This is a genomic window from Pandoraea sp. (assembly GCF_041919235.1).
In the GTDB taxonomy this organism is placed as follows: Bacteria; Pseudomonadota; Gammaproteobacteria; order Burkholderiales; family Burkholderiaceae; genus Pandoraea.
Genome location: NZ_JAYRUC010000028.1, coordinates 1 through 11966 on the forward strand (window position 1 = coordinate 1; position 11966 = coordinate 11966).

General features: G+C 65.0%; 11 protein-coding genes and 1 pseudogene. 8 read left to right on the forward strand and 4 right to left on the reverse strand.

Annotated elements, in window-relative coordinates; genetic code table 11:
- The 3 genes and pseudogenes from ACE3UG_RS19470 to ACE3UG_RS19480 all read left to right on the forward strand — a co-directional run.
- A partial coding sequence (locus ACE3UG_RS19470; RefSeq protein ID WP_374626972.1) for a hypothetical protein occupies positions 1-326 on the forward strand: 326 nt, incomplete at its 5' end.
- A 195-nt stretch (positions 327-521) separates the two neighbouring features.
- A pseudogene (locus ACE3UG_RS19475) lies at positions 522-749 on the forward strand (transposase); the annotation flags it as partial.
- Between the two features lie 148 nt (positions 750-897).
- Positions 898-2538 (forward strand): phosphatidylserine/phosphatidylglycerophosphate/cardiolipin synthase family protein, encoded by a 1641-nt coding sequence (locus tag ACE3UG_RS19480; protein WP_374626974.1) that lies wholly within the window; start codon positions 898-900, stop codon positions 2536-2538.
- Between the two features lie 147 nt (positions 2539-2685).
- On the opposite strand, the gene ACE3UG_RS19485 is transcribed toward ACE3UG_RS19480, so the two are convergent.
- The 4 genes from ACE3UG_RS19485 to ACE3UG_RS19500 all read right to left on the reverse strand — a co-directional run bounded on the left by ACE3UG_RS19485 (position 2686) and on the right by ACE3UG_RS19500 (position 7734).
- A complete protein-coding gene (locus ACE3UG_RS19485; RefSeq protein ID WP_374626976.1) occupies positions 2686-5211 on the reverse strand; it encodes a TonB-dependent siderophore receptor in 2526 nt (841 codons plus the stop codon).
- A 114-nt stretch (positions 5212-5325) separates the two neighbouring features.
- Complete coding sequence (locus ACE3UG_RS19490; protein ID WP_374626978.1) at positions 5326-6345, reverse strand: FecR domain-containing protein; 1020 nt, start codon at positions 6343-6345, stop codon at positions 5326-5328.
- Entirely contained in the window at positions 6342-6839 is a 498-nt protein-coding gene (locus ACE3UG_RS19495) for a sigma-70 family RNA polymerase sigma factor (RefSeq protein ID WP_374626980.1), read from the reverse strand. Before ACE3UG_RS19495 ends, ACE3UG_RS19490 begins: the two co-directional genes overlap by 4 nt.
- A gap of 163 nt (positions 6840-7002) precedes the next feature.
- Positions 7003-7734 (reverse strand): M24 family metallopeptidase, encoded by a 732-nt coding sequence (locus tag ACE3UG_RS19500; protein ID WP_374626982.1) that lies wholly within the window; start codon positions 7732-7734, stop codon positions 7003-7005.
- A gap of 228 nt (positions 7735-7962) precedes the next feature.
- On the opposite strand from ACE3UG_RS19500, the gene ACE3UG_RS19505 reads away from it, so the two are divergent.
- The 5 genes from ACE3UG_RS19505 to paaD all read left to right on the forward strand — a co-directional run bounded on the left by ACE3UG_RS19505 (position 7963) and on the right by paaD (position 11912).
- A complete protein-coding gene (locus tag ACE3UG_RS19505) occupies positions 7963-8928 on the forward strand; it encodes a GlxA family transcriptional regulator (protein WP_374627064.1) in 966 nt (321 codons plus the stop codon).
- Positions 8929-9055: 127 nt separating this feature from the next.
- Entirely contained in the window at positions 9056-10063 is a 1008-nt protein-coding gene (paaA, locus tag ACE3UG_RS19510) for a 1,2-phenylacetyl-CoA epoxidase subunit PaaA (RefSeq protein ID WP_374626984.1), read from the forward strand.
- A 58-nt stretch (positions 10064-10121) separates the two neighbouring features.
- The gene (gene paaB / locus ACE3UG_RS19515; RefSeq protein WP_039406438.1) at positions 10122-10418 is read left to right on the forward strand and encodes a 1,2-phenylacetyl-CoA epoxidase subunit PaaB; all 297 of its coding nucleotides are present in this window, start codon (positions 10122-10124) and stop codon (positions 10416-10418) included.
- Positions 10419-10467: 49 nt separating this feature from the next.
- Entirely contained in the window at positions 10468-11271 is an 804-nt protein-coding gene (gene paaC / locus ACE3UG_RS19520) for a 1,2-phenylacetyl-CoA epoxidase subunit PaaC (RefSeq protein ID WP_374626986.1), read from the forward strand.
- 65 nt (positions 11272-11336) lie between these two features.
- On the forward strand, positions 11337-11912 hold the full coding sequence (gene paaD / locus ACE3UG_RS19525) for a 1,2-phenylacetyl-CoA epoxidase subunit PaaD (protein WP_374627066.1): 576 nt from the start codon (positions 11337-11339) through the stop codon (positions 11910-11912).
- Positions 11913-11966 lie beyond the last annotated feature (54 nt).

The following is an 11966-nucleotide window of genomic DNA, read 5'->3' on the forward strand; positions in this document are numbered from 1 at the left end:
GCTTCGTTTTCTGCGTCGCTGCATCTGCAGCAGAGAAGCAAGATTATGTCGCAGCTTCTCGTCGTCGTCAACAGTTTTTTCGCTTTTCTCGCTCGCCGCCGGAGCGACTCACAAACGTCAAAACCACTAACCACCGGGCTTTCCAGCCCGTCGCCCCAACCGCTTCGCTGCTTGCGCTGCGTCGCCGTCGTTGCGAGAGACGAGATATTAGTGAAAACCCCGAACCGTTGCAACCCCTTTGTGAAAATATTTTGAAAAGGGGCGGAGCGCGCCACCAAGACAGGGCGTTCGCCCCACGCGCGTCGATTAATGCACAACGCAAGTAGCGGCAGGAAAGGCGGCGGGGAGGTGGGAGGTGGGAGGTGGGAGGTGGGAGGTGGGAGGTGGGAGGTGGGAGGTGGGAGGTGGGAGGTGGGAGGTGGGAGGTGGGAGGTGGGAGGCGGGAGGTGGGAGGCGGGAGGTGGGAGGTGGGAGGCGGGAGGCGGCAGGCGAACTCCTCGTATCCGAGGGCCTCCCTGCGACGCAAGGTGATCTATACGACCAACGCCGCTGAGAGCATCAACTCGCAACTTCGTAAGGTCATCAAGACTCGCGGGCACTTCCCGCGCGGTGATGCCGCAACCAAACGCATCTGCCTGGCGCTGCGCAATACTACGGCTGATTGAGGGCGCGCAGCCAAGGACTGGAAGACAGCAATGAACCCATTCGCTATCGTTTGCGCGGATCGATTCGTTCGACCATCCGAGTGACTCTCAATCCACCTTGAGCACGGAATCTCTGACACCCTCAGCGACGCAAACAATGAAATCGCATATGCTTCCCAGAGGCTTGTCTATATGGGAATGCGGCGCCGGCATCAATGTCTCTTCCCTTTGTATCCCTGTTGGAGCGTTCGGGATGTTTCTTTCGCGCGTCTTCCGGTCGCCTCTGTCTTGCGTCGTATGGCGCTTGATTCGGCTTGTCCCGCTCGCGCTCACCGTCGCCGCCTGCAGCACAGTGCGGCCGCTCCCCGAACCCTCGCAATGGACAACCCATACGCCAGCCGCCGCGCCCGGCACGCTCGCCAACGCCCTCGCCCCCGCTGTGCGCGCCCACCCCGGTCAATCCGGCTTCCAACTGTTGGCGTCGGGCTCCGCCGCCTTCACCACCCGCCTCGCACTCGTTCAGGCAGCGCAGCATAGTCTGGACGTTCAGTACTACAGCGCCGGGGATGACATCACCGGCCGCCTCCTGCTCCAGTCGCTGATCAACGCGGCCGACCGGGGCGTGCGCGTTCGCATGCTGGTCGACGATATCAACCGCCGCCATACCGACCCCGCCTTTGCATTGCTCGACCGCCATCCCAACATCGAGATCCGAGTCTTCAATCCGTTCGGCACCCTCGAAACCACGCTCTTCGAACGCGCAGGCAACCTGCTCACTCAGTTCGATCAACTCAACCGCCGAATGCACAACAAGGCGCTCATCGCCGATAACCAGTTGGCCATCGTGGGCGGACGCAATCTGGGCGACGAATATTTCGACGCCAATCCGGATATCTCCTTCCGCGACTTCGATCTGCTCTGTGCCGGGCCAGTCGTCGACGCCGTCTCCCGTAGCTTTGACCACTTCTGGACAAGCCCTCAGTCCTATCCGCTTAGCCAGATACAGTCGACGATCGACAAGGCAACGCTCGACACTACCCGCGACGCATTGGCCCAGCACTGGCGTGACGCCGACGGCATGCCCGCCGGTCACGGCGCGCTACATCAACCCGTGCTCGCCGACGCCCTGCGCAACGGCTCGCGCCCGCTCTTCTGGGCACCCGCAGAACTTGCCGCCGACACCCCCGACAAGCTGGACTCCCCCGCCGCCGAAACCCGGAGCGCTCCCGGCGAAAAGCTCCGCCAACTCGCAGCGAAAGCCCAGCGCGAAGTGCTGATCATCTCGCCCTACTTCGTGCCGCTGGACGGCGGCGTCCAATTCCTCTCGATGCTCACGAAACGCGGCGTCAAAGTGCGCGTGCTAACGAATTCCCTCGCCGCAACAGACGTTGTCCCGGTCCACGCTGGCTACGCCCGCTATCGCCCTGCCCTATTAAAAGCCGGCATCGAACTGTACGAATTCAAACCGATCCGCACCGCCAACACCGCGTCACGCTCGCGCCGCATCACGTTCGGTGGCTCCTCGCGCGCGAGCCTGCACGGCAAGGTGTACATCATCGATCGGCGCGACGTTATCCTGGGTTCGTTCAATCTGGACCCACGCTCGGTGCGCCTGAACACCGAGTTGGCGATCGTGATCCACAGTCCCGACTTCGCCGAACACATGGCGCAGATCTTCGACCGGGCAGCGTCGCCAAACGCCAGCTTCCGGGTCGAACTGCTGCCGCCGGGCACAACACCGCCCACGCCCACGCCGCCGACCATGCCCGCGCTGCGCTGGGTGGGGGAGGAAAACGGCCAGCCGCGTACGTTCGACGTCGAGCCCTATGCGTCTTTCTGGCGCAACTCGGTGGCAGGCGCCTTCACACTGCTGCCAAGCGATAACCTGCTCTGAGCCAAGCACGCTCCCCCGCACGCCCCCTCGCAAACGTAGACGCCGCCACGCCGCCACGCCGCCACGGCAGTCTCTCACGCAACAACCCCAAGACGCACAGCCACTGCCTCTCGCACTCCCCCCCCCCCCGATGCGCACGTCGACCGGTCAGAACGCCAACGTCGCCGACAGCGTGGCCGAACGCGCATCGCCCACGGCGACGAAATACCGGCTCGCACTCGACGGGTAATACGTCTTGTTGAATATGTTCTTGACGTTCAACTGGTAATGCACCGGATGACGGCCGACTTTCGTGTCGTATGTGGCAAACACGTCGGCAACGAAGTACGCCGGCAACGTGAAGCTGTTGGCCGAGTCCCCTGGACGCGCACCAACGTAACGCCCCACCGCTCCGAGGCGCAGATGGCCACTACCGTCGCCCGGCAACGGCCCCCAGTCATAGACGCCGGCCACCGACGCCGTGTGACGCGCCACGTTCGCCAGCGTATTGCCGGTATAGAGCGGATCGTCCGTGGTCTTCGCGTCGATAAACGCATAGCTGGCCATCACATTCCAGCGCCGCCCGATACGCCCCGACACATCGAGCTCGACGCCGCGCGAGCGTGCCGCCCCCGACGTGCGCCAGTCGACGGCCTTGGTCGCGTCGTTGAACTGCGACACCAACACGTTGCGCTTGTCGATGTTGAACACCGCCAGCGTGCCGCTCAAGCCGTTCGGCATATCGAGCTTTGCCCCGACTTCGTACGATTTGGCGTGCTCCGGCGCAACGCTCGAATCGATCACCACGCCAGACGACAGCGGCGCGATAGTCGACGTCGGCTTGAGCGACTCCGAATAGCTCCCATACAGCGACAAATAGTCTGTCGCCCTATAGACGACACCCGCGCGTGGCAGCCACTTCGAATCGGCGATATCCGTATTGACCTTGAACGGGCGCCCCTTTCCCGCCAATTGACGGTAAGTCAGCAGACGCATCCCCGCGACTACGATCCAGCGGTCGGTCACATGGATAGCATCCTGAAAGAAGAGCGACGCATCGTGCAGCGTATCGGTCTGATCGCTGTCGCCGGCGGAGACGGTCGTCGCGATCGCCTCGCAGCCATAGACCGGATTCAAATAGGAAAACGTGCACGTCGACGCTTGCCGGATCAGATCGCGACGGTAAATCCGTCGGTACTCCCAGTCGCCCCCGAATTGCAGATCGTGGCGCATGCCAGCCAGTTGCATCCGGCCGTCGAGATAGGCAATGCCATAGCTGTCGGTGCTGTCCGAACCGCGCGTGCCATCGTTGCTTCGCGAGATCACCCCCGTTTTCGTGTTGATGCCATTCACGCGCAACTGCCCCGCGTCATAAGTCTCGGTGTTGTAGCTGTAGCCGAAATGCGCCTTCCAGTCGGCATTGAGTTGATGATCGAGCGTTATCTGCGCCAGATGCGACTGGCCGGTCATCTCGTTGTGCACATCGTCCAGACGCTCGCGCGCCGAGATCGCCAGCGGCTTGTTCGTCGTAGGATCGATCACGGTGCCGCGATCGAACGGCGTGAGGAAGTTGCGGTACTCGTATGAGAGCACTACCTGCGTGTCGCGTCCGTAGTAGGCAAGCGTTGGCGCAACCAGTGTCTCGCGCTGCGCGCCGAAGCTGCGCCAATACTGCTGGTTGTTCTGGTCCACAACGAGCCGATACGCCAAACCCGTGTCGCCAATGGGCCCCGTCGTATCGAGCGTTTCCTCCACGCCGTTCTTACCATGCCCGTACGTCGTACCGGCTACGCTCACGGCCGTGTACGCCTTGAGCAGCGGGCGTTTGCTCACCACATTGATCACGCCGCCCGGGTCCATGATCCCGTACAGCAGCGACGTCGGCCCCTTGAGCACCTCGACCGAGTCCGCATTCGCATTGAGCCCACGGCCCTGCACGAGCGGCATGCCGTTATGCATGATCGAACCGTCACGATTGCCGCCGAAGCCGCGCTTGAGCAACGTGTCCTGCGTGCCCGCCAGCGTATTGCCCTGGACGATGCCGCTCACGTTGATCAGCGCGTCGTCGAGCTGACGGGCGCGCTGATCGGCGAGCACCTGTTGCGGCACCACATTGATGGCCTGCGCGATGTCTAGGAGGGGGGCGTCGGTGCGCGACACGTTGGCGTCGACCGGCGCGCGATAGGCGTCGGTCCAGGCCTGCGCCTGCACCTGCGTCGCCGGCAACGCCACATCGCCGACACCCCCGCCCGCCGCGATCACTGCTGCAACCGGCGCCCCCTTCGCCGCCAGCGTGTAACCGCCCCCCCGCGCCGAAGCGGCCAGCCCGGTGCCGGCAAGCAGTCGATCAAAGGCCTCCGGCACGTCGAAACGGCCTTGCACGCCGGCGCTTCGACGTCCCGCTGCAAGCGCAGGCGCATACGTGAGAAGAATGCCGGCTTCGCGTCCGAAGCGTGTCAGCACGGCGTCGAGCGAGCCCGCCGGAATGTCATAAACGCGCGCGGCGGCACCGGCCGCGACGTGCGCATCTGCCTGCGCGCGATCCGACGACTGTGCATGCGCCGCGCCAGCCCCAAGCGCCGACGCGACAGTCATCGCGACGGCAACGCAAACCCTACGGCGGCGCCCTGCGCAAGGGCCACGCGCGCCATGACGGCGAGCGATGCGTGAAAATTCGGGAAAAGCGACGGCCATGATGTGAGATCCGGTTCAGGCAAGGGAGAGAAGAAGGTTTCACTTCCCTTGTCACGCGAGACCGGCGAAACAGCTCACTGACCGGACAAAAATCCGACGCATGCCGCAGCCCCGTCAGCCACGCGGCCCAACCGTCACCCAGTAGCGCGTCACCGACGCCACCGATACGGGCAGCGCGTACGGCAATACGGCCAGAATCGCGTCGGTATCGGCCAGCGGATACGTGCCGGACACCCGTAACGCCGCCACGGCAGACGCACAGCGCAAATACCCACGGCGATAACGCGACAGCTCGGCGAGAAACGCATCGAGACGCATGTCGACGGCGACGAGCATGCCGTCGGCCCACGCGCCATCGCCCAGCGCGAGCGGTGTCACCGAAGCCACCTCGCGAGACTTGACCTGTGTCTGCTCGCCAGCGTGGACGATCCGCGCTCCGGCCGCGCGGTCAGCCTTTGTCGTGGCGATTACGCGCACTGCGCCCTCGAATACCTGGACCGTAGCGCCACCGCCCTCCGGCTCGGCCTGACGCACCGCGAAGCGCGTTCCCATCGGCTGCAGCGCCGCCTGCGCCGTGACCACGACGAGCGGTCTCGGCGGCCTGTGGCCGGCATCCTTGCCGGTCGTGACCATGATTTCGCCATCGACGAGTGCGATGCGCCGCACGTCGCCGTCCATCGACACGCGCACGGCGCTGCGCGTGTTGAGAACCAGCCTCGTGCCGTCGGCAAGGTACAGCGTGCGACGCTCGCCCACGCCAGTACGCGCGTCGGCACGCAGCCGTTGGACGGCCAGCGGATCGCTCGCGACCCAGGCCCCGGTACCCGCGAACAGCGTCCCGGCGATCGCCTTCACTGCCATGCGACGTCCGCGCGAACGCGGTGCGCAAAGCGCGGCCTGCGCGATGGCCGCGCCGAGCGTGCCGGACACGTGCCGCATGCGGCGGTCGGCATTTTCGATGTGCCGCCACGCGCGCTCATGCTCAGGATGGGCCTCGCGCCAACGGATGCAGGCCTCTCGCAGCGCCTCGGTGGGGTTCCCGCCGTGCAACGTCATCCACCATTCGACGGCCTCCCGTGCAATGCCGGCGTCGAAGCCGCCAACGCTTGGCGGGGAAACCTCGGCCCGCGTCATTGAGCCCCCATCGCAAAAAAACACTGCGTGCCGGCGCGCACCAGATGGCGCTTCACCGTCGCCAGGGAAATGTCGAGTGCCGCAGCGATTTCGACGTGCGTCAGCCCGTCGAGCTGTGCCAGCAAGAACGCGCGCTTGACGAGGGCGGGCAGCCCGTCGAGGCAGCGGTCGATCTCGAGCAGCGTTTCAAGCACGATGGCCCCGACTTCGGGCGACGGCGCAAACGCCTCGGGCTGTTGCGCGAGCGCGTCGAGATAGGCACGCTCGATCTGCTCGCGACGCCAATGGTTGTAGAGCACGCGCTGGGCGACCGTGCTCAGGAACGCGCGCGGCGAGGCCAGCATGCGCGGCGGCTCGCGTTCGAGCAGACGCACGAACGTGTCGTGCGCCAGATCGGCCGCGCGGTGCGAACAGCCGGTCTTGCGATGCAACCAGCCGTGCAGCCAGCCGTGATGGTCGTTGTAGAGTCCCTGCAGCGTGTCGTCGGCAGGCATGCGCCCCTCCTGTCCCCTGGCCAGGTGTGGCCGCAAGGCTCAGGCACCCGATTTGCAAATGAGAATCGTTCGCAGTATAGCAAACGGGGACCAGGCACGACGTGGCGCTCGTGCCGCCATAGCTACGCCTAGTGCGTATGCGACAACGGCGTAAGACGGGGGATCAATAGTAGGTGTCGTCGAGCAGCATGTCTTCGAAGAACGCCCCAAAACGTTCTTGGGGGTCGCGCAGGTGGATTTCCAGGATCCAGCGCATGGCCGCCGGTGTCGCTTCGAAATCGGCGAGCGACCCGGTGTGGATCGCGGCATGCGGGAAGTCCGACACGCGGTGTCCTGGCAGGTCGAAGTTCAGTGTCCAGCCCATGCGTCTGGCGACCGCATCGGCGTAGGCGTAGAGCGCCTGCCCCGTCGCGCCTTCGCGCTGCCACTTGCCGCGCACGTCGTGGAACAGCGCTTCGGCATCGCGCGCGCAACGGGCGTATTGTGCGTACAGGGTGGACTTGCCGTGATCGCCCGCCACGAAAGTCGCACCGCCATCGCCCTCCCAGGCTTCGAAGCGCGGGGCGATGTCGATGAAGAACAGATCGTTATCGCCGAGTACGACACCCGGCGCGGACGGCTGACGCATTGCCTTGAGCGTGTTCACGCCAAAGCGCACACGCGTCGGATGCCAGCTCAACGCCAGCCCGGCGGCGGCGAGGACACGGTTGGCCATGGCCACGGCGGCCTCCTCCACCATGCCGGGGCGCACCTGCGCCGCAATTTCGCGAATGGCCGCACGCGTCTTGTTACGCGCCATGAGCATGCCGTCGACGGAGAACGCCGGGCCGACGCGCTCGGCCAGCGCGGCGTCGTCTGGAAAGCGAACCGCCGAAGCAGGGGTCTGATTGGGCATCGATAATCTCTCGTTGGGCAAGGAGCACGTCGCGACAGCCCATGCCGTCGCCAACTTCCACGATTGTTCATGCGACGCCCACGCCCGCCGCCGGGCGCGAGCAGCCCGTTTGCGCCAACCCGCGGCATCTTCGCGCCAGCGCCCGGACATAGGCCGTCCAATGGACGGCTTTCTGCCACAATGCGGCGAATCTCTGCCAGCGTGCTTACCTCTCGTCGACTCCCCATGATCCGTCACGTCGCCCTGCTCGTTTTTCCCGGCGTTCAATCGCTCGATGTGAGCGGGCCGCTGGATGTCTTCGCGGAAGCCAACCGTTTCCTGTTGCCCGGCGATCACTATCAGACTGAGGTCGTCGGCACGCAGCACGGGGCCATCGCCTGCTCCAACGGCATGACGCTGATGCCGCGCCGCCACTATCAGGACGTGAGCGGGCATCTCGATCTGCTGCTGGTCGCGGGTGGCCCCTCGCTGCTCGCCGACGCGCTCGGGCCGAACGTGTATCGCTGGCTGCACGACATGGTGCCGCGCGCGCGTCGCTATGGGTCGATCTGCAACGGCGCACTGGTCCTGGCCGCCGCCGGGTTGCTAGACGGCAAGCGCGTGACCACACACTGGAACGATGTCGACGTGCTCGCCGAGCGCGCACCCCGCGCGCACATCGAAGTCGACCGGCTGTTCGTGCAGGACGGGGGGCTCGTCACGTCCGCAGGCGTGACGGCGGGGATCGACCTGTCGTTGCATCTTCTTGCCCAGGACCACGGCCCGGAGGTGGCGCTCAACGTCGCGAAACGCCTGGTCGTCTTCACGCAGCGCGCGGGCGGGCAGTCTCAGTTCAGCCCATACCTCACGCCATACGTCGAACCGACCTCACCGGTCGCACAAGTGCAGCAGTATGTGCTGGCACATCTGGCCGAGCCGCTGTCGGTCGGCGATCTCGCGGCTGTGGCGAACATGAGCGTGCGCAACTTCGCCCGTGTGTTTGTGCGCGACGCGGGCGTCACACCCGCCGATTTCGTGAATGCCGCCCGCATCGATGCGGCGCGTGTGATGCTGGAGAACAGCAACGCACCGCTCAAGACCGTGGCATGGCAGTGCGGCTTCGGCGATCCGCACAATATGCGCCGACTGTTCCAGCGCCGCTTCGGTGTGTCGCCGCAACAGTACCGCGCACACTTCGGCCAGCCGCAGCGCTGACGGCCGCCCAGCCTCGGCGCTTCACGCGCAATCGCCTCCGCCATCTCATGGAAAACATTTATTGACCGACCGGCCGGTCGGTTTATAATGCATTCCATATCCCCACCTGCCGCGGAGACTTTCCTCTATGTATACGCAAGCCATTGATCTGGCCGGCAACAGCCCCAAGGGCGTGCGCGCCCTGAGCGAGGCGGAGCAGCAGCAGCAAGCCCGCTTCGACGCGCGCGTTGCCGCCGATCACAAGATCGAGCCGCAGGACTACATGCCCGCCGAGTACCGCAAGACGCTCGTGCGCCAGATCTCGCAGCACGCGCACTCGGAAGTCGTCGGCATGCTGCCGGAAGGTAACTGGATCTCGCGCGCGCCCAGCCTCAAGCGCAAAGCGATCCTGCTCGCCAAGGTGCAGGACGAAGCCGGCCACGGCCTCTATCTGTATTCCGCCGCCGAAACGCTCGGTTCGTCGCGCGACGAAATGATCGACGCGCTGCACGCCGGCAAGGCCAAGTACTCCAGCATCTTCAATTACCCGACCCTGACGTGGGCCGATGTCGGCGTGATCGGCTGGCTCGTCGACGGCGCCGCCATCATGAACCAGGTGCCGCTGTGCCGCTGCTCGTACGGCCCGTACGCCCGCGCCATGATCCGCGTCTGCAAGGAAGAATCGTTCCACCAGCGCCAGGGCTTCGACGCCCTGCTCGCCATGATGAGCGGCACGCAAGCCCAGCGCGACATGGTGCAAGAAGCCGTGAACCGTTGGTGGTGGCCGGTGCTGATGATGTTCGGCCCGAGCGACAAGGACTCGATCCACAGCGCGCAAACCATGAAGTGGGGCATCAAACGCATCTCGAACGACGATCTGCGTCAGAAGTTCGTCGACGCCGCCATCGAACAGGCCAAGGTGCTCGGCGTGACCTTCCCCGATCCGGATCTGAAATGGAACGAAGCACGCAAGGCACACGACTACGGCGAGATCGACTGGAGTGAATTCTGGCGCGTCGTCGGCGGTGAAGGCCCGTGCAACAAGGAACGCCTCGGCACACGTGTGGCCGCCCACGAGAAAGGCGCCTGGGTGCGCGACGCCGCACTCGCGCACGCCGCCAAGCAACGTCAACGCGCCGAGAAAAAGGCCGCCTGAGCGATCCAAGCGAGCTACAGGCATACAGGCAGCCCCTCACAAGACATCAGGAACGATCATGACGCAAGCAAGCAACAAGGAATGGCCCCTCTGGGAAGTGTTCGTGCGCAGCAAGATGGGCCTCGAGCACAAGCACAGCGGCAGCCTGCATGCCGCCGACGCCGAAATGGCACTGCGCATGGCGCGCGACGTCTACACGCGCCGCCAGGAAGGCGTGAGCATCTGGGTCGTGCCGTCCGCCGCGATCACCGCGTCGGCACCGGAAGACAAGGCCGAGCTGTTCGATCCGGCCGCCGACAAGATCTATCGCCATCCGACCTTCTACCAGTTGCCGGAAGAAGTGAACCACATGTAAGCGGCAGCGCGCCAAGCTGATTGGCGCGCCCCATGCGAGACCCCAGAACATGAAACCGACGCAGGAACATTTGTCCTATCTGCTGCGCCTCGCCGATAACGCCCTGATCCTCGGTCAGCGCAACGCGGAATGGTGTGGTCACGGCCCCGTGCTCGAAGAAGACATCGCGCTCACCAACCTGAGCCTCGATCTGATCGGGCAGGCGCGCATGCTCTATCAGCACGCCGCCAAGGTCGAAACCAGTCTCACCGGCATCGCCAAACAGGAAGACGACTACGCCTTCTGGCGCGACGAATTCTCGTTCCGCAACTGGACGCTCGTCGAACTTCCCCACTACGGTCCGACGGCCGGCACGACCGCCGCAGAGCGCGACTACGCCGTGACCATCGTGCGTAACTTCCTCTACTCGGCCCTGATGGTCGAAGTATGGCAGGCACTCACGCAGTCAACGGATACCGATCTCGCCGCCATCGCCGCCAAGTCCGTCAAGGAAGCGCATTACCACTTGCATCACGCGCGCGACTGGCTCGTGCGCTTCGGCGACGGCACCGAGGAATCGCACCGTCGCGCGCAGGCTGCGCTCGACTATCTGATGCCGTACATGAACGAGATCTTCAAGCCCGACGCGCTCGAAGACGCCGTCGCCGCCGACGGCACGGGCGTCGCGATGGCCGCGCTGAAGCGCGCATGGCAAGCCACCGTGAGCGACGCACTCGCCGAGGCGACACTCGAGGCTCCGCTCGGCGGCGCGTTCGAGAGCACGGGCAAGTTCGGCCATCACTCCGAGCACATGAGCTATCTGCTCGGCGAGATGCAGGGGCTGGCGCGCCAGCATCCCGGCGCGAACTGGTAAGCCACGGCGCCGCGCACATCATGCCTACGTTGAATCCGTTTGCCGCGTCTACTGTCGATACGACCATGAATCTGCCGCTCACGCCCCCTGTTGCGCCCGACGTGCTCACGCCGGCCTCGGAGGCGTCGCTGCCGCTCGCATGGCAGACACTCGAAGCGGTGCCCGATCCGGAGATCCCGGTCGTGTCCATTCGGGAACTCGGCATTCTGCGCGATGTGCGCGTCGTCACGCTTGCCAGCGGCGACACGGCTTTCGAGATCGTGATTACGCCAACGTATTCGGGCTGTCCGGCGATGCAACAGATCGCCGAAGACATCGACGCGGCCATGACGCGTGCGGGTCTCGGCCCATGGCACGTCACCACCGTGCTCGCGCCCGCCTGGACGACGGACTGGATCAGCCCCGAGGCGCGCGAAAAGCTGCGCGGCTATGGCATTGCCCCGCCCACCGGCGCGCATGCCGTGGCCGCCGACGCGCCGCGCAAGATCACGTTCTACGGCCGGCCGAAGGACGGCGTGCCGTGCCCGCATTGCGGCTCGGCCGACACCGAAGTCGTATCGGCCTTCGGCTCGACCGCCTGTAAAGCGCATTACCGTTGCCGCACGTGCCGTGAACCGTTCGACTACTTCAAGCCCTATTGATTGATCCGACTGATCCCGCTTCGCGCGTAGCGATGCCGACACGCTTCCCGTCGG

Excerpts from the sequence above, each read along its gene's own strand:
- ACE3UG_RS19495 (WP_374626980.1), bottom strand. The coding sequence starts at position 6,839 with ATGCCTGCCGACGACACGCTGCAGGGACTCTACAACGACCATCACGGC.
- ACE3UG_RS19485 (WP_374626976.1), bottom strand. The coding sequence starts at position 5,211 with ATGGCCGTCGCTTTTCCCGAATTTTCACGCATCGCTCGCCGTCATGGC.
- paaC (WP_374626986.1), top strand. The coding sequence starts at position 10,468 with ATGAAACCGACGCAGGAACATTTGTCCTATCTGCTGCGCCTCGCCGAT.
- ACE3UG_RS19500 (WP_374626982.1), bottom strand. The coding sequence starts at position 7,734 with ATGCCCAATCAGACCCCTGCTTCGGCGGTTCGCTTTCCAGACGACGCC.
- ACE3UG_RS19490 (WP_374626978.1), bottom strand. The coding sequence starts at position 6,345 with ATGACGCGGGCCGAGGTTTCCCCGCCAAGCGTTGGCGGCTTCGACGCC.
- paaA (WP_374626984.1), top strand. The coding sequence starts at position 9,056 with ATGTATACGCAAGCCATTGATCTGGCCGGCAACAGCCCCAAGGGCGTG.
- ACE3UG_RS19480 (WP_374626974.1), top strand. The coding sequence starts at position 898 with ATGTTTCTTTCGCGCGTCTTCCGGTCGCCTCTGTCTTGCGTCGTATGG.
- paaD (WP_374627066.1), top strand. The coding sequence starts at position 11,337 with ATGAATCTGCCGCTCACGCCCCCTGTTGCGCCCGACGTGCTCACGCCG.
- paaB (WP_039406438.1), top strand. The coding sequence starts at position 10,122 with ATGACGCAAGCAAGCAACAAGGAATGGCCCCTCTGGGAAGTGTTCGTG.